The following is a 21,851-nucleotide window of genomic DNA, read 5'->3' as shown; positions in this document are numbered from 1 at the left end:
AGATTTGGTCAATATTGATGAAGTATTAGTAGTAGTTGAAGAAAAGGGGGATTATTGATGGGGAATGTTCCGGAAATCTTACAAAACTTACGAATTCCAGTAATTGGGGCACCGTTGTTTATTATTAGCAATCCAAAATTGGTCATTGCGCAATGCAAGGCAGGAATTGTCGGGTCGATGCCAGCGCTGAACGCAAGGCCGGCAAGCCAGCTAGATGAATGGTTAGCTGAAATTACAGAGGAGTTGGCAAGCTATAATGCCAAAAATCCGGATCGGCCGGCAGCGCCATTTGCCATTAACCAGATTGTTCATAAAACAAATGACCGCCTGGAACAGGATATGGAGCTTTGTGTGAAATATAAAGTTCCGCTTATTATTACTTCACTTGGGGCACGCGAAGAAGTTTTTGAGGCAGCACATAGTTATGGAGGCATTGTTTTCCATGATGTCATCAACAATTATTTTGCAAAAAAAGCGATTCAAAAAGGTGCGGACGGTATCATTGCAGTAGCAGCAGGTGCAGGAGGCCATGCCGGTCAGCAGAGCCCATTTGCGCTTATACAGGAAATCCGCGAATGGTTTGACGGTCCGTTAGCATTATCAGGATCCATCGCACGAGGCCATTCCGTATTGGCAGCACAGGCGATGGGTGCTGATTTCGGCTATATTGGCTCACCATTTATCGCGACTGAAGAAGCTTTTGCGCGTCAAGAATATAAACAGATGATTGTGGATAGTACAGCAGAGGATATTATATACAGTAATTTATTTACAGGAATCCACGGAAATTATTTGAAAGGCTCTATTATGAATGCGGGGATGGATCCAAATAATCTCAAAGAAAGTGATCCTTCTGCGATGAACTTTAACGATAATAACGCAAAAGCCTGGAAAGATATTTGGGGAAGCGGGCAAGGAATTGGTGCAATTAAAGAGATTACCTCTACCCAGCAATATGTTGATAAACTGGCTGAGGAATATGCGCAGGCTTATCAAGAAATGACTGGTAAACGATCGACAGTAGCCCATTTACAATAGTCAACGTCGATTGCGGTAAAACAAAGATGCTATTTTCTCTAAGGGGAAATAGCGTTTTTTTCTGAGCACTAAAAATAGCTTTACTTTCTGGAATGATTCCCTAAATATAGTAGTAATTTCATAATTTTTCGAATTCCCTTGCCCGGGTTGAATTAATTTGTTACACTCTGGGTAATTAAATGCATTTGCGGGGGGACACAGCAGTGTTGAGAAGGTTAAAACCTGACCCTTAGAACCTGGCCGTTAATACGGACGTAGGGAGCAAAGTACACGCTATACATATGTACTTACTTTGACTCCGCGTATCCTTTACGTGGAGTCTTTCTTTTGCAAATATACACGCATTTGATTTGCGGGGGGACACAGTAGTGTTGAGAAGGTTAAAACCTGACCCTTGGAACCTGGCCGTTAATACGGACGTAGGGAGCAATGAAAAGTGGTACTTACACTTTTTGGGGACGTCTCTCTATATAGAGGCGTCTTTTTTTGTGCTTCCGCCAACAAAAAGGAGGAGTAACAATGGGATTTTGTGAAAAGGTAAGGAAAGAAACGGATTTTTATTGGGAGGCTAGCTTCTATCATCCATTTGTACAAGGGATTGCAGATGGAAGTTTACCGCTGGAGAAGTTTAAGTTTTATATGCTGCAGGATGCATATTATTTAAAACATTATACGAAAGTTCTTGCTCTTGCAGCTGCAAAAGCGACTACGGATGACGATGTTCAATATTTTCTGCAAACAGCAAAATTTATTCATGACGCAGAGTTGGAGTTGCATCGTACAACGTTTAAAGAATTAGGCGTGACAGCGGATGATTTGGAGCAATTCGAAGCGGCTCCAGCAGCCTATAACTATGTAAGCCATATGTATAATGCGGTGCATAACGGAGATGTAGCTGAAGCATTTGCGGCAATTTTACCTTGCCCGTGGCTGTATCAGGAAATTGGGCAAAGGTTAAAAGATGCACGTCCGAATGTCCCCCTTTATGAACAATGGATTGCACTCTATGCGTCCGAGGAGATGCTACAAAATATTGAAATACAAAAGTCAATGCTGGATCGATATGCGAAAGAACAACCAGCAAAGGTAAAAGTCTTGCAGGAACATTTTAAGAAAAGCTGTTATTACGAATGGATGTTTTGGGAGATGCCTTGGACGAAGCAAAACTGGGAACAAGGGGTGTATGTCAATGAGCCTGCAAGCAATTCATAAAAATCAGCCGTTAGTACATTGCATTACAAATTATGTCGTCGCAAATTTTACAGCGAATGGTTTGCTTGCGGTAGGTGCCTCACCGGTAATGGCGGATGCGATCGAAGAAGCGGGAGAAATGGCTGCTCAGTCAAGTGCATTACTTTTAAATTTGGGTACTTTGAATGAACGGACAGTAGCATCGATGAAGGAAGCAGGATTTAGCGCAAATAAGCATCATACTCCGGTTGTTCTGGATCCAGTAGGAGTAGGGGCAACAAAGTTTCGAATTGAGACAGCACGACAATTGCTCTATCTTCTAAAGATTGATGTTATCCGCTGCAATATTGGAGAATTGGCGGCTCTTGCGGGAGCGGATTGGACTTCCAAAGGTGTTGATAGCGGTAATGGACATATCGATGTTGCAGCGACGGCCAAACAGCTGGCGAATCACTATCAATCTATTGTAATCGTTACAGGAGAACAAGATGTGATTACGGATGGGGAAAGAGTTGAATTTGTAACGGGTGGTCATGAAAAAGTGACAAAAATGACTGGGAGCGGCTGCTTATTGAGTGCCTTTTGTGCTGCGGTGCTTGCAAACAGTAAAGAACCGTTTAATGACTTACAAACTCTGCTCAATGAATATAAACAGGCGAGTGCCAATTCTGTTGCAGCTATAGGAACTTTCCATACTAACTTCTTGAATGAACTAGAACTTTTAGCGGAGGGACGACGATGATTACATGTACAATTGCAGGCTCAGATAGCGGTGGCGGTGCAGGCATTCAAGCAGACTTGAAAACGTTTCAGGAATTACGTGTATTTGGTACATCGGTCATTACCGCACTAACCGCACAAAACACGGAAGGCGTGCACGGGATTTTTCCGACAACTCCTGATTTCGTGCAAGCTCAGTTAAAAGCGGTACTTCAAGATTTTGATATAAAAGCAATTAAAACAGGTATGCTGTTTAGTGCAGAAATTATCGGAGCGATAGTCGCGCAGCTTAAAGAAACAACAATTCCGATAATCGTTGACCCAGTCATGATTGCAAAGGGAGGCGCCAGTTTACTCGAGCAGCAGGCAACAACAGCCCTTAAAGAAAAGTTATTGCCGCTTGCAACTGTTTGTACACCAAACATTCCGGAAGCAGAAATTCTGACTGGCTATACAATTCAAACTGAAGAAGATATTAATTCAGCGGCACAGCATCTCTTAAGTCTAGGACTGGAATGTGTAGTCATTAAAGGTGGTCACTTAAGCGGTAAGCATGCGACAGATACGGTTTTCATTCGCGGGGAACAACCATTTAAAATGAAAACAGAGCGAGTGGATACGAAGCATACGCATGGAACAGGCTGTACATTTTCGGCAGCAATCACGGCGGAGATGGCAAAAGGAAGATCGATAGAGGCAGCCATTATAGAAGCGAAAAAATATGTGCAACTGGCTATTCGTCATCCGCTCAATATTGGTCACGGCTTTGGCCCGACAAATCATTTTGCCTATCATGAACAGCGGGGGTTGTGCAATGTCCATGTTTTTTGATTTAAATAAGTATTTTGTTATGGGAACAATCAATTGTAAACGCGACCCGCTCCTTGTTTTAGAAGAGGCGCTACAGGCAGGAGTTACGATGTTCCAGCTGAGGGAAAAAGGTGAAAATGCTTTAAAAGGTGATGAGTACATTCAATTTGCCCGGCAATGCCAAAAGCTGTGCCAAATATATAAAGTACCGTTCATTATCAATGATGATGTCGAACTTGCATTAAACTTAGATGCAGATGGAATTCATGTAGGACAGGAAGATATCAAAATCGAAAAGTTTAGATCACTTGCAAAAAATAAGATTGTCGGAGTTTCGGTGCATACAATGGAGCAACTGGAATTGGCCATGGAAAACGGCGCTGATTATGCGGGGATTGGTCCAATTTATCAAACTACCTCAAAAGATGATGCGAGAGCACCGGTAGGGCTGATGTTATTAGAAGAAGTGAAGTCTCGGTACCCTCAATTTCCGATTGTAGCAATTGGCGGAATTTCCCCTGAAAACAGTTTCCGTGTAAGACAAACAGGAGCAAATGGCGTGGCTGTTATTTCAGCAATCAGTCAAAGTAATAATATAAAAGAAACCGTAAATATACTGTAAGTTAAAATATGTCATAAAAGTACTATTTAAATAGAGGCAGCCTATATCAAAATACTCTTTTCCACTATTCTGTCAATTTAGTATGATAGTTCTGTTATACACTACAGAATATGGGAGTGAAAGAAATGTTGAAAAAACTATCTGCTTCGGCCTTAACGCTAACACTTTTAGCAAGCGGCATGTCAGCAGTTTCAGCGGCACCAACAACTACGAATGAAGATATGACACGTGGAGAGTTTGTGAAGGCCGTAATTGATGCATTGGGAGTAGAGGTCGGTACTGGACAAACTGTAAAATTCCAGGATGTACCTGATTCTCTTAAACCGTATATTGAAAAAGCGGTGGAATTAAAGTTAATCAAAGGAAAAACTCCAACTAAATTTGCACCGAACGAAAAACTGACACGCACACATGCTTTCCTTATTGCGGCAAGAGGATTACAAGATGAGGAAACATATTCTGAAAAGGTATTGGATCAGTTTAAAGATGCAAACAAAATTGGACAAGGCAATCGCCAGGAAATGGCCAAAGCAGTAGGAACAGGATTACTGACAGGTTTTGATGACGGCACGATCCGTCCGAACGATTTTGTAACAAAAGCACAGATGCAAAAAATTCTGCAGCGCTTTTTGGAAGAATACAGCCCGGTAAAAGCAAATACAACGGTTTCTTTACGTATTTTAGGTACGACAGATATTCACACAAATATTATGAACTATGATTATTACAAAGATACGCCATCGAACAGTTTAGGTTTGGCAAAAACTGCGCTACTAATCGAAAAAGCACGTGAAGAAAATCCAAATACAGTGCTGTTTGACAATGGAGACGCAATACAAGGTACGCCACTTGGCTCTTATATTCAGTCCGTAGCGAAATTAAAAGACGGCGAAGTTCACCCGTCGATTGCTGCTATGATCGCACTAGATTATGATGTAGCAACATTCGGTAACCACGAGTTTAACTACGGTTTGGAATTTCTAGATGAAGTAACAGATGATGCGCCATTCCCATATGTTAATGCCAATGTACGCAATGCAACGACAAAGGAATTAATGTATAAACCTTACGTTATGATTGAAAAAGAAGTAGTTGATTCAAACGGTGAAAAAACAACAATAAATATTGGGGTAACGGGTATTGTACCACCTCAAATTTTGAAATGGGATAAAGCAAATTTAGAAGGAAAAGTAACAGTCGATGATTCGGTAGAGGCTGTTAAAGCAGTTGTTCCGCAAATGAAAGAAGCAGGAGCGGATGTTGTCGTAGTCCTTTCACACTCAGGTATTGGTGATGCTACACACGAAAAAGGCGAAGAGGATGTATCGTATTTACTATCTACAATTGAAGATGTGGATGCAATCATTACAGGACATGCCCATGGTGTCTTCCCTGGTAAAGTAGATAGCTCTATAACAAATGTTGATATTGAAAAAGGAACAATGAACGGCAAGCCGATGGTTATGGCTGGTAAGTTCGGCAGTCATTTAGGGGTCATTGATCTAGAGCTAGAAAAGAAAGACGATGCTTGGGATGTGACAACAGGTACTGGCGCGGTGCGTGAAATCGCCAAAGATAATGACGCAGTAAGCACTGAGGTTGTAGAAAGTGTGAAAGAAGCACATGAAGGAACAATCAAGTATGTGCGTCAGGCAGTAGGGACAACAACAGCTAACATTCACAGTTACTTCTCGCAAGTACAGGATGATCCTTCTATTCAAATTGTAACGGATGCCCAATCAATCTATGTGAAAGAAAAGCTGAAAGGTACAGCGTATGAAAACCTTCCTGTCCTATCAGCGGGTGCCCCATTCAAAGCAGGAACAAGAAGTGATCCGGAATACTATACATTTGTACCAAAAGGTGAGCTTGCAATTAAAAATGTAGCAGATTTATATTTATACGATAATACACTTGCTATGTTGAAAGTAACAGGTGCAGATGTGAAAGAATGGCTGGAAATGTCTGCAGGTCAGTTCAATCAAATTGATGTGGCAAAATCAGATGAACAGCAATTAATCAATGAAGAGTACCGTTCATACAACTATGATGTGATTGACGGTGTGACGTATGAAATTGATGTAACACAACCGGCAAAATACGATGAGAACGGAAATGTAGTAAACGAACAAGCATCACGTATTGTCAATCTGCAATATAACGGTAAGCCGATTGATGAGGCACAGGAATTTATCGTAGCGACGAATAACTATCGTGCAAACGGTACATTCCCAGGTGTTCGTAATGCAACAGCGGTTGAAATTTATCCTGATGAAAACCGTCAGGCAATTATCGACTATATTTTAGCCGAAAAAACAATTGATCCGTCAGCAGATGGTAACTGGAAATTCGCTCCGATTCCGGATAGCGTAAATGTTGTATTTGAATCTTCTAAAAAAGCAGTGGATGTTTTAGATGAAAACAGCGCTATTAAGTATATTGGTGAAGGCACAGATGGCTTTGGCAAGTATGGTTTAAAAACAAAATAATAATGAAAATGCCTGTAGGCGAAGAATTTACTTCTTCTGTCTACAGGTTTTTTATTTTTGGGAGTTCAGTCACGTGTAAGGACAATAAGAACCTAAGTAAATATTTTCAGATACATCCATTTGACATAGTAACAACCTGTTGTTAGTATGGGGTTGTTGCTTTTTTAGATAAAAATTTCAATTGAGGGGATGAGAAGATGAATAAAATGAAAACAGTAGGTATAACTTTAGGGGTGTCTTCAGCACTTCTACTCGCTGCTTGCGGAGATAATACCGAAACAAAGGAAAATTCAACAGGCGCGTCGGCTGCCAGTATTGGGGAACAAGTAAATTATACGGTTGTCGCTACTGAACCTGGAGCAGGTCTGACAGGCCTTTCACATGATGTATTGGAGCAGTATGAAAATCTGGATGGCTGGACATTACAGGAAAGTTCAACTGCCGGAATGCTGAGTACATTGGATAAGGCAATCCGGAATGAAGAACCGGTTATTGTGACGGGGTGGACACCACACTGGAAATTCTCGGCTTACGATTTAAAAATACTTGAAGATCCTAAAGGAATACTAGGTGGCGCTGAAAATATTCAAACACTTGCCAGAAAAGGCTTGGAACAAGACCTCCCGGATGTATATACAGTGCTTGACCGCTTCTATTGGGAACCGGAAGATATGGAGAAAGTAATGTATGATGCTCAAGATCATGGCGATTTTGATGTGGCAGCAGCTGATTGGATTGAAAATAATCAGGACAAAGTAAGTGAATGGACGAAAGATATAGGACAAGGAAATGGCGAGCAGGTAAAAATCATTTCTACACCATGGGATTCAGAATTTGCATCAAGCAGTGTAATAAAACTCGCTTTGGAAGACTTAGGATATGAACCTGAAGTGACGCCGGTCGATCCGGCTATCATGTTCCAGTCAATCGCAACCGGTGAAGGTGACGTAACAGTCGCACCATGGTTACCGACAACTCACAAAGCCTTTTATGACAAACATAAAGACGATATTGTTGATTTAGGTGAAAATCTGGAAGGAACACAAAACGGTTTTGTCGTTCCAGCTTATATGGATATTGATTCAATTGAGGATTTGGAACCGAAGAAGTAAAATATGAATCAAATCCTTAAATTAGGTCTAACTATGAAAAGAGCTATGTGCAATAGTGGAAAACTACTGCACATAGCTTTTTCTTATGCTATGGAACGCTGTGGTTCGGGGCTTGGTTTTCCAAATAAATAGCCTTGGAAAAGTTCATAGCCGATTTGTTTTAGCCATTCAAAGTCTTCCTCAGTTTCAATTCCTTCAGCAAGTGGTGTTGCACCAATTTCAAGTGCTTTCTTTAAAAACTGTTTAGCAGTATGTTGTTTTTCAAGATCATCCTTTACACATTGTACATACTTCATATCAAGCTTCATATAATGTGGTTTCATGTCAGCGAGCATTTCCAGTGTGTTATACCCTTCCCCTACATCATCCAAAGCATATTGAAAGCCCTTTTCATTATAGTAATGCAAGATTGATTTTAAATGCTCAATATCATCGACCTGTTCCGATTCAACAACTTCAAAGACAAATTGATTCGGGTCAATTTGCAGAAGCTTCGCAAGTTTCACCGTTGACTGCAGACAATGTTCAGGAGAATAAATCGATGTAGGGATGAAATTGATAAATGTCTTTTTCTTAAGTATGGCAGCATATTTTACCGCAGCCATACGACATAAACGGTCTAATGCATATAAGCGTCCCCGAGTTTTTGCTGCTGTAAAAATCTCGTTAGGGAATATAAGCGTTCCATCTTCACAGGTAAAGCGTGAAAGCACTTCATAAGCATAAATCTCTTTTTTATTATTTACGATTGGCTGTGAATAGCTGACAATCGCATTTCTATGTATGACATCATCAATCCATTGCATGTCCAAAACGGATTCAATTTCAGCGATAGTCTTCCAATCCCTCTTATCAATTCTAAAATAAATCTGTTCGGGCTCCATATAATCCCTGCTAAAGTCAAGAAACTCCTTTACACCGGATTCTTGTATTGTAACGTACTGTTCATTTTTAGTAATGGTTAAATGACGACGGTTAAAGTGATCGACAATCATATCCATCATAGCTAGATTGTTTTCGCCTTCTAATAAAATATCAAACTGTAATTCAGATACGACACAGTTTTTACAGGACATGAGTATCCCCTCACTTTTAAGTTTTAATTTTATTTGTACACTAATAAGTATAATATACTATAAAAAAATTAATAATATATACATTTGCTTATATAAAGTGTACAATGTTTGTATACAGAATAGATTGAATAAATGTAATATTTCCAAAAAATAGTGCATAAAGTTATACAAATAATATACAGAATGTAAGGGTGACAATAATGGTGATTTGGTGGAAGCGGAAAACGGTAAATGAAGACAGTAAATTGGTAGAAATGGATTACTTTAAGCCTATTATACAATTTACAAGCATGCTGGAATTAGAGCAACAGATGAAATTGATCGGAATAGAAGAAAATAATTTACGTTACATAAAATCCTATCAACCTGCAATTATTGCTGGTGTCTCAGAGATTACAGATGTGTTTTATGAAAATGTATTAGCTGTGCCATCACTAAAAAAAATTATTGAAGAACGCACACAAATAGATCGCTTAAAGAAAACATTAAGTTCGTATATTATTTCTATGTTTGATGGCGTTTTTAATGAAGAAACAATTGAAGCAAAACGGAAACTGGCCCGCATGCACTTCAAAATTGGTTTGGACCCGAAATGGTATATGGGTACATTTCAAAAATTGCAGGAAACGATGATTGTGCTTATAGGTAAAGATATAACGGATCTTGCGCTTAGGGAACAAATTACATTAAATGTGTCAAAACTTATCAATCTTGAAATGCAGATTGTATTGGAAGAATACGAAAAGGAAAATCAAAATCTTCGAAGAGAGCAATATAATGTCGTCAAATTCGAATTAAAGAATAAATTATCGGCCATAATTCAAAATCTGGCTGATTTAACAGAAGAAACGAACCAATCGATTGAACAAGTAAACCGACATACAGCCCATATAAACAATACAATCAAATCCAATGTCGCAAGTGTCCAACAGATTCATACAGATGCATTGACAGGGAAAAATGAAGTTACAAAGCTGGAGCAAGAGATGATTGAAATTAAAGACAGCACAGTTGAAATGGGCCAACTAATTGGGAATTTAAAAGTCTCTTCAGAACAGATTATTCATATTGTTGCCCTTGTAAAAAATATTGCCGATCAAACAAATTTACTGGCATTAAACGCCTCAATTGAAGCAGCAAGAGCAGGGGAGCATGGTAAAGGTTTTGCGGTTGTCGCACAGGAAGTACGTAAACTGGCGGAGCAATCGAAAAGTTCAGTAGAAAATATCACAAATCTTATCCAGACATCTACATTGCTAACATCTACTGCTGTACAAATGATTGATGCTGTCCAGTCAAGGGTAGATTCAGGTCTGGATGTATCTGTAAATACTCAAACGAAATTCCAGCAGATTTTAAAGGCTATCGAACAGAATGAAGCACAAATAAAAGAAGTCGCAATGGATATCACAAACTTAACAAGTGTCATTAGCAGTATCGGTCAAGAAACGAGAGATGTTGCAAGTACTGCTGATGACCTTTATCAAATGACTACTCACCTGTAATAAAGAATAATGCTGTGTAAAAGTGCAATTGCTTTTACACAGTTTTTTATTTATGTATCTCTTTTTATAATGAAGTGTAATTACAACATGATTGGGAATAGTAAGGTAGGTGAGAATAAATTAACAAATAAGGAGACATGGAGAAATGAAAATTACAGCAGCTGTAACTGAAGCACAAGGAAAAGATTTCGTCTTGCAGGAAGTCGAACTTGCCTCTCCAAAAGCAAATGAAGTATTGATCAAAATAGTAGCAACCGGTGTTTGTCATACGGATGCGGTAGCACGTGATTTAGCAATTGCGCCACTGCCAGCTGTTCTTGGTCATGAAGGATCTGGAATTGTGGAAGAAGTAGGTGAAGGCGTAACAAGCTTAGAAAAAGGTGACCATGTTGTTATTTCATTTGCACATTGCGGTTCATGTCCAAACTGTTTGACTGGTCATCCGACAGTATGCGATACGTTTAATCCACTCAACTTTGGCGGTGTCCAAAACGACTATACAACACGTCTTTCAAAAGATGGTACCGAGTTGGCAACATTCTTCGGGCAGTCCTCATTCGGAACATATGCTATTGCACATGAGCGAAATGTTGTAAAAGTAGATAAAGATGTCGACTTAGCATTGCTTGGTCCACTTGGCTGTGGTATACAGACAGGTGCCGGGACAGTATTGAATCGACTTCAACCACAATTTGGTTCCACAATTGTCATATACGGTTGCGGTGCTGTTGGTCTATCAGCATTAATGGCAGCAAAAATTGTAGGGTGTAAACAAATTATTGCTGTGGATGTCCATGATTCTCGTTTGGAGTTTGCAAAGGAACTCGGAGCAACACATGTATTAAATGGAAAAAATGTCGATGTCGTTGCTGAAGTGAAAAAGATTACAAACGGTGGTTCCAACTATGCTGTGGAAACGACAGGTGTGCCGCCCGTTGTAAAACAATCCTTAAATGCATTACGCCCATTAGGTACTTGTGCCATTGTAGGTGTTACACCTGAGATGGCAATTGATGTCCATAACGACATTATGGCGGAAGGGAAAACAATGATGGGGGTCATCGAAGGAGATTCGGTTCCTCGCGTATTTATTCCGGAATTAGTCAACTATTATAAAGATGGTAAATTCCCGTTTGATCGACTCGTAAAGTTTTATGAGTTCGAACAAATTAACGAAGCTTTCGAAGACTCTAAAAAAGGGACGACGATTAAGCCGATATTAAAAATCGCGAAATAATGAGAAAGAGGCAGGGACATAAGTAGAATTATTGTTAAATAAGAGGAAAGGCTTTATTAAGAAACGGATACATTGCAAAATTGATTGGAATGGAGGGCGAGTGTAGCTGACGGCTTACGCCTTTCGCTACAAGCAAAGCTTCCTGCGGGAATAGCGTGACGCCTGAGACTACAGGCTCAGGCCACGCCCGCGGAAAGCGTCCCGGAATGGAAATCAATTTTTAACGCTCAGCAAAAAAAGCTATTTTTCTCAGAGAAAAATAGCTTTTTTTTGGTTATGTCCCAGTCTCTTTTGAATATATGACGGTCATTCTAAATAATCGTATTTACGTGCTTCATCCGCATACTCTTTGGAAATTTGCCCTTGGAGATAATCTTCTTTCGATACATGCAATATTTCCAGTGCGGAATACGTATCTTCGTCATCTTTGTCTTTATATAAATCATTGTAGTGATCGAAATCCCCTTCAAAATCTGCAGGTGTATCGGAATTTCCGTATTGTGCGACGATTTGGAAGGAGTCTTCGTTATCTTGAAGCTCATCATCCTTTTCTCGATTTGAAAAGGAGTTGTCAACTGCCGGGTGGAGCAGTTGTTCTTCAACAGGGCGATCTGTTGCAGGGGTTTTTGCATCACTATGCTCAATACAAAAAGAAGTATATGGAATTGCTTGCAGTCGATCATATGGGATTTCTGCTTGGCATTTTGCACAAACTCCATATGTACCATTATTCATCCGATCAAATGCTGCTTCAATTTTGCCCAATAAATCATCACTATGCACTTTTAACGCCATATCTTTTTCACGGTCATATAATTCGGTTGCCAAATCTGCGGGATGATTGTCAACAGTAGAGAGCTCATCAGTAGAATCCCTTAAACTCGCATGTGCAAGTATTTCATTTTCATTTGTATTGACATCACCGATTAATTCTCTTTTTTGTTCGATAAGCAGTCGTTTTAGTTTAGTAAGCTGTTTTTCATTTAGCATTAATATCAATTCCTTTCAATTGTAGTATGAGCGAAATACGATGAATTATTTCAAAACATCGTGAACTGCTTTCGTATAGTTTCTTTTTAAAATAGAAATACTAGCGGATAAGGCGAAATTTTATGCACATAAAAATATCCATCCTATAGGAGGACTCAAAGTTGCTAAATACTGAAAACACACTATCTATCTTCGCACTCGGCGGCATTAATGAAATCGGAAAAAATATGTATGTCATTGAATATGGGCAAGAATTAGTTATCGTTGACTGTGGCGGGAAATTTGCGGATCAAAGTTTATTAGGTGTCGATTTGATCATCCCGGATTTAAGTTATTTGGAGGAAAATAAACATAAAATCAAAGCTTTAGTTGTAACGCATGGACATGAGGATCATATTGGCGGCATCCCGTATTTGCTGAGAAAAATTAATATTCCCATTTATGCATCCAGATTTACACTCGGGTTAATCGAATTAAAATTAAAGGAGCATAAACTGCTCCGGGATACGGAGTTAAATGAAATAAATGCAGAATCTCAAATTCGTTTCGACCAATTATTTCTCACATTCTTTAAAACAAGTCACAGTATCCCTGACTGTTTAGGGATTGTTTTTCATACGCCTGAAGGGAAAGTAATTCATACAGGGGACTTCAAATTTGATTTTACGCCTGTAAATGATCAAGCATCAGATATTCACAAAATGGCAGCACTCGGTTCAGAAGGGGTGCTTGCATTAATTTCCGAAAGTACAAACGCTGAACGTCGGGGCTTTACGCCTTCCGAGCAAGTAATTGGAGGTCATTTGGATGAGGCGTTTCAAAAGGCTACTGGAAAAATCTTTATTTCTACATTTGCATCCAATGTAAACCGGATTCAGCAAATCGTTGACGCAGCAAAAAAGACAAATCGAAAAATTGTTCTTTTAGGTCGCAGTATGGTCAATGTTACCTCGGTAGCGATGCGACTTGGCAACTTGGATATTCCGGATTGGATGCTTATCGAACCAAGAGAGCTGAAAGAATTACCGCCGGAACGTGCAGTAATATTATGTACGGGAAGCCAAGGGGAGCCATTAGCTGCGCTTTCCAGACTCTCAACGGGGCGTAATAGAGATGTTAAAGTCGTCCAAGGCGATACAGTTATTTTTGCAGCTTCTCCGATACCGGGAAATGAAAAAGATGTTTCAAAAATCGTTGATAATCTGTTTCAGCTTGGCGCAAAAGTAATTTACGGAAATTCAAGCATTACCGGCATGCACGTTTCTGGACATGGCTATCAAGAAGATTTAAAGATGATGCTGACACTTATGAAGCCTAAATATTTCATTCCAATTCACGGTGAATACCGTATGCTTCACATTCATCGTGAATTGGCGGAAGCGGTTGGCGTTGAAAAAGGCCATACATTTATCCTTAAAAATGGTGAGATTGTCGATATTAAAGGTGGGGAAGCACGGCAAACACGGGCTATTCCAGCCGGAGATACGTATGTGGATGGTACGGGAAGTGATGAGGTCGGTGAAATCGTACTGCGGGACAGAAAACAGCTATCCGAAGATGGGATGCTCGTTATTGTCGTTACGATCAGTAAATTCGATGGGTCCATTATTTCAGGACCGGACAGTATTTCACGCGGATTTGTCTATGCAAGAGAATCAGAAGGATTAATAAATGATATTAATGAAATTGCTCAAGCAGCCGTCGAAAACTTTAATGAATCCAATCCCTTTGCCATGAAAAAAGCGATTAAGCACGCGGTGGACCAATATATCTTTACTTTAAAAATGAAAAAGCCGATGATCTTACCGATTATTATTGAAATATAAAACTCAATCATTACAGAAAAACGATCTTGAAAGGACATTTTCGCTTTCAAGATCGTTATTTTATTACATGCATTTGTTCACATTTTTGTTTGGGCTCACCAAAATTAAGCAGGCAAAAGCTCTGTTTGTTCCAGTAGCTGTTTGTATGCTGACAAATCTTCTTCATAATTTCTAATATATGTGGAAAGACTCTGTTTTTTTATTAATTCAAATGATTTTTGATCGATTATTTGTAATTTTTGATTCAGGTTTTCTGCATTAGCCCATGCTGTTTCTTCAAAAACAATGTTCATTTGATGTTCTTCAATAATCATACCTAGTAAATCGGGATTTTTAAAAATTTCCTTTGTAGAATATTGATCTCGCATATCAAAATAATCGAGGGTTCTATCTAAAGAAGCATCGAGTGCAGGGCGGTCAAGAGCATGACCAAGTTCATGAAGTGTTATCGTTTTTACATATTGATCAAATGGAATGCTTGAGAGTTCTCCAGCAGCTTCCACTAACCGTTTAGCATCGAAACTAACAACATTTGTTATAAAATTATAGCTCATATTTACTCCGGAATGGTCCTCTTTCAACATGATAGTGAGGCCGGTAGCTTTTATAGTGGAATGGATTAATTCATATAAAAATTCGTTTGTATATTGTTGCATGTATGCGCTCATTTCCTTTTCTCTATATAAAATAATAAGAAAACACAATAAAACGCTCACTGAAAATACAGCAAGCATAAAACAATATATAATTCTTATATAATATTTTCAAGTAATTTGTTTGGGTATGTATGCTGTTGGAGAAAAATTATGGATAAACGATTAAATACATACAAAAAAGGATGCTGGCCGTTCTTCTAAACGACCAACATCCTTTATTAACTTTAATGTTCAAATTAACCTGTCTTCAAGGTTCATCAATTAATTACTAGTTGTTTTTGTTATTTTTGTTGTTAGAGTTGTTGCTGTTATTATTTCTGCGGCTTGCTTCTCCGCCTTTGCGGCCAGCCTCTTCACGGCTCATTTTGCCGCCATTATTATTGTTGTTGTTACCGTTTTGGTTGTTTCCGCTGCTCGCTTCTCCACCTTTACGGCCGATTTCTTCATAAAATTCTCTACCATGGTTATTAGATGTAGCTTCTCCGCCTTTACGACCCGCTTCTTGAACCGTCATTGATCCGTCATTCTGATTCTGATTACGTTTGTTGTTATTAGCCATTTCTTACATCCTCCTAGTGAAAATTTATTAGCTTATTGTTAAGCTTACTAGTTAAATTCCCATCTCACTTTATATTAAACATTAATTATATTTCATTTATATTACAAAAAAATGATATAAAATTATTAAGGAAAAATTGGTGTGTTCTTTCTATATTAGAGAGCCTTCATATCACATAGGTATGTAAAGGGGAATTATTTATACTATTTAGATAATTTATCTAATATCGCTAGATTAATATGATAAAATAGCTATTATGCATAATTTTCAGTTAATTCTAAACATTGTGATACAACAGTTTTGAATTTTGTTATTGTTATATCACAACTACAGAGAGAAACTTAGGGGGAGAAGGAAATGAATGCGATAACTTTAGTAATTGGTGCAATATGTGTTTTAGTAATTGCCTATCGTTTCTACGGGATTTTCTTTACGAAAAAAGTATTGAAGATTAACGAAGATACACCTACACCTGCAAATGAAAAAAATGATGGACAAGATTATGTGCCGACAAATCGTTGGGTAGCTTTCGGACATCATTTTGCAGCAATTGCAGCAGCGGGGCCATTAGTCGGTCCGATATTAGCCGCACAATTCGGTTATTTACCGGGCTATTTATGGCTACTAATTGGTGCTGTTATTGGGGGAGCTGTACATGATGCCGTTGTATTATTTGCTTCGATGACAAAAGGCGGAAAGTCATTATCGGAAGTTATGCGTGAAGAACTTGGGCCTGTCGCTGGTTTTTGTACAGGTTTAGCAATGCTGTTCATAATCACAATAACAATGGCCGGTTTATCGATGGTTATTTTAGGAGCTTTAGCAGAAAATCCTTGGGGAACATTTGCTGTTGCCGCTACGATACCGATTGCAATGCTCATGGGTCTGATCAATAAATTTACAGGAAACTTAAAAATTTCAACAATACTTGGGGTCATCCTTCTTGTTGGCGCGGTGTTCTATGGACCGTCTATTCAAGGTACTTGGTTGGGCGATGTATTAACATTGGATCGTGAAACATTATCGATTCTATTGCCGATTTACGCATTCTTTGCAGCCGCTTTACCTGTATGGTTCTTACTGGCACCTCGTGATTACTTAAGCAGCTTCATGAAAATAGGGGTATTTGTTGCTTTAATCATAGGTGTGTTCATTATTAATCCGACAATTCAGTTCCCGGCATTTATTCCAGAGTTCCTTGGAGGCGGTCCGATCGTTGCAGGTCCGGTATGGCCATTCGTATCGATTACAATTGCCTGTGGAGCCATTTCCGGTTTCCACGCATTTGTTGGATCTGGTACAACACCGAAAATGTTAAATCGTTGGGATGATATTCGCGTTGTTGGTTTTGGGGCAATGCTCGTAGAATGTGTCGTTGGGGTAATGGCACTGATTGCTGCAACTGTATTGCATCCGGCAGATTACTTTGCGATTAACTCTTCACCAGAAGCATTTGCAAAATTAGGCATGACGGTAGTTGATTTACCGGTGCTTTCAGAAGCGATTGGGATGGATTTAGAGGGACGTACTGGTGGTGCCGTAACACTGGCAGTCGGTATGGCATCCATATTTTCAGGAGTAGAATGGTTTAGCCATCTAACGGCTTACTTCTATCAATTTGTTATTATGTTTGAAGCTGTATTTATTTTAACTGCAATTGATGCAGGTACACGTACAGCACGTTATTTAATTCAAGATTTCCTAGGGAATGTGTACAAGCCGCTGAAAAAGACGGATTGGCTTCCAGGTGCGATTGGGGCCAGTGCATTGGCCTGTATCATGTGGGGGTACTTATTGAATTCAGGTGACATTGCTTCTGTCTGGGCATTATTCGGAGTGTCGAACCAGCTGATGGCCTCGATTGGTTTAGTGTGTGGTGTCACATTCGTCTTGAAAGTAGCAGATAAACGGATTTATGCCTTAACTTGCTTTATTCCGTTAGTGTATTTATATATTACGGTAAATGTAGCAGGATTCTGGATGGTGAAAAATGTTTACTGGAATGAGATGGCTGGCGGCTACAATATTTTAAACGGTATTTTATCGATTATTATGCTGACATTAGGTTTGATTATTGTCATTACATCATTCATCAAATGGCGTGAACTTTGGGCACATCCTCGTTTCACAAAACAGGCAACTGCTAACTAATTATTAATAAAGAGCGGAAAAATTAGAGTAATCTCTAAATTTTCCGCTCTTTTTGTGTTAGGTATAAGTAATTAAGAAACTCATCCCTGAAAACAGCATTTAAAATACACGGTTGCTTTTGTCTTTTTTCCAGCAGTAAATGTTCTTCCGGAAATTGTTTTTCAATATTTAAAGAGATGAAAGGAAGCTTTTCCTGTGCCTTTTGAGAACGTAAATTGACTGTGCGCGCACCGGCGAATACTACTTCTAGGTGTAAGTATTCGAATGCGATTTTTAAAAGTTCGATTTTAGAAGCCAGATTATAGCCTTGTCCCCAATAATCCACGCCAATCCAGCTTCCGATATGGCATTGCTTATTGGATTGATCGATAAACATCAATGTAGTGATTCCGATCAATTTGTCCTCTTCATTCAAAATTAAACGGGAAATCGTTCTTCCTTCAGATTCCTCCATTAATGTATTAATAATAAAGTTTTCCGTATCTTCCACAGATTGAGTTGGAAGTCCGAGTGCATTCTTCACCTCGGGTGCCTGGGATAAACGATGGATTTCTTTAGCATAGCTAAGTGCTTGCGGAATTAATGTTACTTTTTTCATTCAGGTGACCTCACTTTCCAGTAAAACATACCAATCTACGTAGAGTAGATTGCTCCATTTTACATTATATTCTAAAAAAATCCGATTATTTTTTAGAATATAAAAATTAATTAAAAAATAAGGTTGTTTTATTTAAGTAAGTATAATAATATAACTCATATAATATAAAACCAAGTTGAATAATCGGTATTGGGGTGAAATGTAGTTGTCGACAGCTAAGATTGAAATTAATGAAGTTTCAAAGTCGTATGGAGAAAATGGTCCCACAGTTTTAAAGGATGTCTCATTTACTATAAATCATGGTGAAGTCATTGCCATTTTAGGAAAAAGCGGTTGCGGTAAAAGCACATTGCTAAATTGCATCGGCGGCTTTGAAACAATTAAGAAGGGGCAAATCCTGCTCGATGGAACGGCCGTGACGAAACCTAGCAAGCGTTGTATCATGCTTATGCAAAATTACGGACTGCTGCCATGGCGCTCTGTTCGAAAAAATGTGGAACTTGGAATTGAAAATTCGAATTTAAGTACTGCTGAGATTACGGAGAAAGCGTCCTATTATTTGCAGATGGTTGGATTGCAAGATCGTGCCGATTCATTACCGGGTGAGCTTTCAGGCGGTATGCAGCAAAGGGTAGCAATAGCACGTGCACTGGCCATACAACCGGAAGTTATTTTAATGGATGAGCCGTTTGGAGCGCTTGATACATTTACACGCTATTACTTACAGGATGAATTGAAGCAGATCCAGCAACGCGAAAAAATGACGATTGTATTAGTTACCCATGATATCGATGAAGCGATTTATTTGGCCGATCGCATTCTCATCATGAAGCCAAATCCAGGCGAGATTCATAAAGAAGTTGTACTCAAGCTGCCAAAGGAACGTGATCGTGCAGATGCAGATTTTCAGCATTACCGTGAAATCATATTTAATGAATTCCAATTTACGCATAAAGCAGCAATCGAATTTAATATTTAGGAGGATAGTAGATGAAAAAAGTAGTGTTAATGATGACGATGCTGTTCGTGGCATTGTTGGCAGCATGTGGGTCGAGCGAAACAGGCAGTTCTGCAGGTAACGGGGAAAAACCAACGATTAAAATCGGATATTTACCGATTACGCATGCAGTTCCGTTGTATATGCAGAATGACGAAAAGTATGAAGATTATAATTTAGAGCTTGTGAAATTCGGATCTTGGCCAGAGCTGATGGATGCACTGAATACTGGTGCTATTGATGGAGCATCTGTATTGATTCAGCTAGCGATGAATGCGAAGGAAAAAGGCATTGATCTAAAAGCAGTAGCACTTGGTCACCGAGACGGCAATGTATTGATCGGTGGTAAAGATATTAATTCAGTGGAAGAACTGAAAGGGAAATCTTTTGCGATTCCAAGCAGATTTTCAACACATAATATTTTGCTGTATGAAATGCTGAAAAAACATGGTATTGCTTACGATGAAGTAGATGTTATTGAATTGCCGCCAGCGGAAATGCCTGCAGCTTTAGCGGAAGGGCGTATTGCTGGTTATGTAGTTGCTGAGCCGTTTGGTGCGATTTCCGTTGCTTTGGAAAACGGGAAAGTGCTTTATCAGTCAGAAGAAATTTGGAAAGATTCAATTGATTGCGGTTTAGTATTGCGCGGTCAGTTTATTAAGGAAAATAAAGAATTGGCTGGAAAGTTTGTCGATGACTATGTAGCGGGCGGAGAGCTTGCGCAAGGTAAAGATGACCATATGCATGAAGTTGTTGGTCAGTATTTAACAGTTGAACAAAATGTGCTGGATATTTCATTGGATTGGATATCCTATGACAACTTAAGCATTGAACAGGACAGTTATGCGATTTTGCGTGATGCATTACTGGAAATGGGATTATCTGAAAACCCGCCTTCCTATGAAGATTTTGTTGATGCCAGCTTTGTAAATTAGTAGAGGACGGAGGGATATTATGGCGATAGTGAAGAAATTGTCCCCGATTGCACTTGGCTTTCTATTATTAATAGTCGTTTGGCAAGCTGCAATTATGATCGGCGGGCATCAGTCGGCACTTTTCCCTCCGCCTTTAAAAGTGGGGGAAGCGTTACTGGCGATCATTTCCGATGGTACGCTGTTTGGACATATACAAATTAGTTTATTTCGATTTTTCTCAGGTTATCTGATTGCTGTCGTTGCAGCCATTTCATTAGGGCTGATTTTAGGAAGGCTGCCGGCAGTCTGGAAAGTGCTTGATCCAGTTGTGCAAGTATTGCGACCGGTTTCGCCGATAGCGTGGTCACCATTTATCGTTTTATGGTTCGGCATCGGGAATATGCCGGCGATCGTTATTATTTTTATCGCTGCTTTTTTCCCGGTCTTGTTGTCAACGGTATCAGCGGTAAAAAAGGTCGATAAAACGTATTTACGTATTGCAGCGAATTTTGAGATGAGTCCTTTTGAGACAATGAGAAAAATAATATTGCCGGCTTCATTTCCGATGATTGCCAATGGACTCCATATGGCGCTAGGTTCTGCATGGATTTTCCTCGTAGCCGGGGAAATGGTAGGTGCGCAATCGGGATTAGGATTTTTAATTGTCGATGCGCGAAATTCTTTGAGCCTGGATTTAGTTATGGCGAGCATTGTTGTAATCGGGGTACTTGGCCTATTACTGGATAAGGGAATCCATTATTTTGAAAGCTGGGTAAACCGCATTTGGGGAGGCGCAAATAAAACTGCCTAAAAGTTTTAGACAGTTTTTAGCGGTCGTATATGTATCGTGTCGACGCGTTCGCCTGATTCAGTAGAATAATATCCGATTTCTACACGCTGTTCATCAGAACCGACGATTTCTTTATAGCAGGTTTCCAGATGGTCAGCACCCCATATAATCATCGCATTGAATACATGCTCAAGCGCGGTACCTTTTTCCGTTAATGTATAACGGTAGCGCGGGGGATGGACGGAATATAGCTCACTTTGAACAATCTGCGCTTCTTCCAATTCTTTTAACCGGTTTGACAGAATATTTGCTGACAAACCAGGAAGCTTCAGCTTAATATCATTGAAGTTCGTTTCACCGATCAGCAGTTCATGAATGATGAGAAGCGTCCAGCGATCACCAAGAATATTTAATGTTTGTGCAATGTTACAAGGTAAGTCATAACGTGTTTTCATGTTTTCGCCTCCTTGATACAAGTATAAACATTAATTTTATGCAATGCGAGTTAATTTTTTTAACCTGTATAAGACATTTAAAACGGGTATTCATAGTGCGCTCAATCCGAACGCC

General features: G+C 39.3%; 20 protein-coding genes and 2 riboswitches. Of the genes, 14 read left to right on the top strand and 6 right to left on the bottom strand.

Annotated features, from left to right (window positions below; translation table 11 throughout):
* Positions 1–57: 57 nt before the first annotated feature.
* The 7 genes from MKY51_RS11850 to MKY51_RS11820 all read left to right on the top strand — a co-directional run bounded on the left by MKY51_RS11850 (position 58) and on the right by MKY51_RS11820 (position 7,982).
* Complete coding sequence (locus tag MKY51_RS11850) at positions 58–1,038, top strand: nitronate monooxygenase family protein (RefSeq protein WP_339172291.1); 981 nt, start codon at positions 58–60, stop codon at positions 1,036–1,038.
* A 179-nt stretch (positions 1,039–1,217) separates the two neighbouring features.
* Positions 1,218–1,316: riboswitch (TPP riboswitch) on the top strand.
* Positions 1,317–1,382: 66 nt separating this feature from the next.
* Positions 1,383–1,481: riboswitch (TPP riboswitch) on the top strand.
* Between the two features lie 76 nt (positions 1,482–1,557).
* On the top strand, positions 1,558–2,250 hold the full coding sequence (tenA, locus tag MKY51_RS11845; RefSeq protein WP_339172290.1) for a thiaminase II: 693 nt from the start codon (positions 1,558–1,560) through the stop codon (positions 2,248–2,250).
* Positions 2,228–2,971, top strand: coding sequence for a hydroxyethylthiazole kinase (gene thiM, locus MKY51_RS11840; protein ID WP_339172287.1), 744 nt, complete (start codon positions 2,228–2,230; stop codon positions 2,969–2,971). Before tenA ends, thiM begins: the two co-directional genes overlap by 23 nt.
* Entirely contained in the window at positions 2,968–3,780 is an 813-nt protein-coding gene (gene thiD / locus MKY51_RS11835; protein ID WP_339172285.1) for a bifunctional hydroxymethylpyrimidine kinase/phosphomethylpyrimidine kinase, read from the top strand. Before thiM ends, thiD begins: the two co-directional genes overlap by 4 nt.
* Positions 3,764–4,381 carry a thiamine phosphate synthase gene (gene thiE, locus MKY51_RS11830; protein WP_339172284.1) on the top strand — a complete coding sequence of 206 codons (618 nt, stop codon included), beginning with the start codon at positions 3,764–3,766 and terminating at the stop codon, positions 4,379–4,381. Before thiD ends, thiE begins: the two co-directional genes overlap by 17 nt.
* Before the next feature lie 125 nt (positions 4,382–4,506).
* Positions 4,507–6,870, top strand: coding sequence for a bifunctional 2',3'-cyclic-nucleotide 2'-phosphodiesterase/3'-nucleotidase (locus MKY51_RS11825; RefSeq protein WP_339172282.1), 2,364 nt, complete (start codon positions 4,507–4,509; stop codon positions 6,868–6,870).
* A gap of 197 nt (positions 6,871–7,067) precedes the next feature.
* Positions 7,068–7,982 carry a glycine betaine ABC transporter substrate-binding protein gene (locus tag MKY51_RS11820; protein WP_339172280.1) on the top strand — a complete coding sequence of 305 codons (915 nt, stop codon included), beginning with the start codon at positions 7,068–7,070 and terminating at the stop codon, positions 7,980–7,982.
* An 83-nt stretch (positions 7,983–8,065) separates the two neighbouring features.
* Here the strand turns inward: MKY51_RS11820 and MKY51_RS11815 are convergent, their stop codons facing one another.
* A complete protein-coding gene (locus tag MKY51_RS11815; protein ID WP_339172277.1) occupies positions 8,066–9,058 on the bottom strand; it encodes an EAL domain-containing protein in 993 nt (330 codons plus the stop codon).
* Between the two features lie 200 nt (positions 9,059–9,258).
* Between MKY51_RS11815 and MKY51_RS11810 the strand changes: the two genes are divergently transcribed.
* Together MKY51_RS11810 and MKY51_RS11805 are read left to right on the top strand one after the other, a co-directional pair.
* The gene (locus tag MKY51_RS11810; protein WP_339172276.1) at positions 9,259–10,563 is read left to right on the top strand and encodes a globin-coupled sensor protein; all 1,305 of its coding nucleotides are present in this window, start codon (positions 9,259–9,261) and stop codon (positions 10,561–10,563) included.
* A 145-nt stretch (positions 10,564–10,708) separates the two neighbouring features.
* On the top strand, positions 10,709–11,800 hold the full coding sequence (locus tag MKY51_RS11805; protein WP_339172274.1) for an NAD(P)-dependent alcohol dehydrogenase: 1,092 nt from the start codon (positions 10,709–10,711) through the stop codon (positions 11,798–11,800).
* Positions 11,801–12,106: 306 nt separating this feature from the next.
* On the opposite strand, the gene MKY51_RS11800 is transcribed toward MKY51_RS11805, so the two are convergent.
* Positions 12,107–12,790, bottom strand: coding sequence for a TraR/DksA C4-type zinc finger protein (locus tag MKY51_RS11800; RefSeq protein ID WP_339172272.1), 684 nt, complete (start codon positions 12,788–12,790; stop codon positions 12,107–12,109).
* A gap of 161 nt (positions 12,791–12,951) precedes the next feature.
* Between MKY51_RS11800 and MKY51_RS11795 the strand changes: the two genes are divergently transcribed.
* Positions 12,952–14,616 (top strand): ribonuclease J, encoded by a 1,665-nt coding sequence (locus MKY51_RS11795; RefSeq protein WP_339172271.1) that lies wholly within the window; start codon positions 12,952–12,954, stop codon positions 14,614–14,616.
* Between the two features lie 104 nt (positions 14,617–14,720).
* Here MKY51_RS11795 and MKY51_RS11790 read toward each other — a convergent pair whose 3' ends face one another.
* Both MKY51_RS11790 and MKY51_RS11785 read right to left on the bottom strand, forming a co-directional pair.
* Positions 14,721–15,272, bottom strand: coding sequence for an integrase (locus tag MKY51_RS11790; protein WP_339172270.1), 552 nt, complete (start codon positions 15,270–15,272; stop codon positions 14,721–14,723).
* Between the two features lie 268 nt (positions 15,273–15,540).
* Positions 15,541–15,831 carry a KGG domain-containing protein gene (locus tag MKY51_RS11785; RefSeq protein WP_339172268.1) on the bottom strand — a complete coding sequence of 97 codons (291 nt, stop codon included), beginning with the start codon at positions 15,829–15,831 and terminating at the stop codon, positions 15,541–15,543.
* Between the two features lie 357 nt (positions 15,832–16,188).
* On the opposite strand from MKY51_RS11785, the gene MKY51_RS11780 reads away from it, so the two are divergent.
* Complete coding sequence (locus tag MKY51_RS11780; RefSeq protein WP_339172267.1) at positions 16,189–17,982, top strand: carbon starvation protein A; 1,794 nt, start codon at positions 16,189–16,191, stop codon at positions 17,980–17,982.
* A 34-nt stretch (positions 17,983–18,016) separates the two neighbouring features.
* On the opposite strand, the gene MKY51_RS11775 is transcribed toward MKY51_RS11780, so the two are convergent.
* Positions 18,017–18,580 (bottom strand): GNAT family N-acetyltransferase, encoded by a 564-nt coding sequence (locus MKY51_RS11775; protein ID WP_339172266.1) that lies wholly within the window; start codon positions 18,578–18,580, stop codon positions 18,017–18,019.
* Between the two features lie 205 nt (positions 18,581–18,785).
* Between MKY51_RS11775 and MKY51_RS11770 the strand changes: the two genes are divergently transcribed.
* From MKY51_RS11770 to MKY51_RS11760, 3 genes are read left to right on the top strand one after another with little or no spacing between them, the layout of a single operon-like run.
* Positions 18,786–19,559, top strand: coding sequence for an ABC transporter ATP-binding protein (locus MKY51_RS11770; protein ID WP_339172265.1), 774 nt, complete (start codon positions 18,786–18,788; stop codon positions 19,557–19,559).
* An 11-nt stretch (positions 19,560–19,570) separates the two neighbouring features.
* Positions 19,571–20,512 carry an ABC transporter substrate-binding protein gene (locus MKY51_RS11765; protein WP_339172264.1) on the top strand — a complete coding sequence of 314 codons (942 nt, stop codon included), beginning with the start codon at positions 19,571–19,573 and terminating at the stop codon, positions 20,510–20,512.
* 19 nt (positions 20,513–20,531) lie between these two features.
* On the top strand, positions 20,532–21,302 hold the full coding sequence (locus tag MKY51_RS11760; protein ID WP_339172262.1) for an ABC transporter permease: 771 nt from the start codon (positions 20,532–20,534) through the stop codon (positions 21,300–21,302).
* Positions 21,303–21,307: 5 nt separating this feature from the next.
* On the opposite strand, the gene MKY51_RS11755 is transcribed toward MKY51_RS11760, so the two are convergent.
* A complete protein-coding gene (locus MKY51_RS11755) occupies positions 21,308–21,736 on the bottom strand; it encodes a helix-turn-helix domain-containing protein (RefSeq protein WP_339172260.1) in 429 nt (142 codons plus the stop codon).
* Between the last annotated feature and the right edge of the window lie 115 nt (positions 21,737–21,851).

The organism is Solibacillus sp. FSL R5-0691 (assembly GCF_037974225.1).
GTDB lineage: Bacteria > Bacillota > Bacilli > Bacillales_A > Planococcaceae > Solibacillus.
The sequence above is the reverse complement of the archived record's forward strand: the minus strand, read 5'-3'. Positions and strand labels throughout refer to the sequence as shown.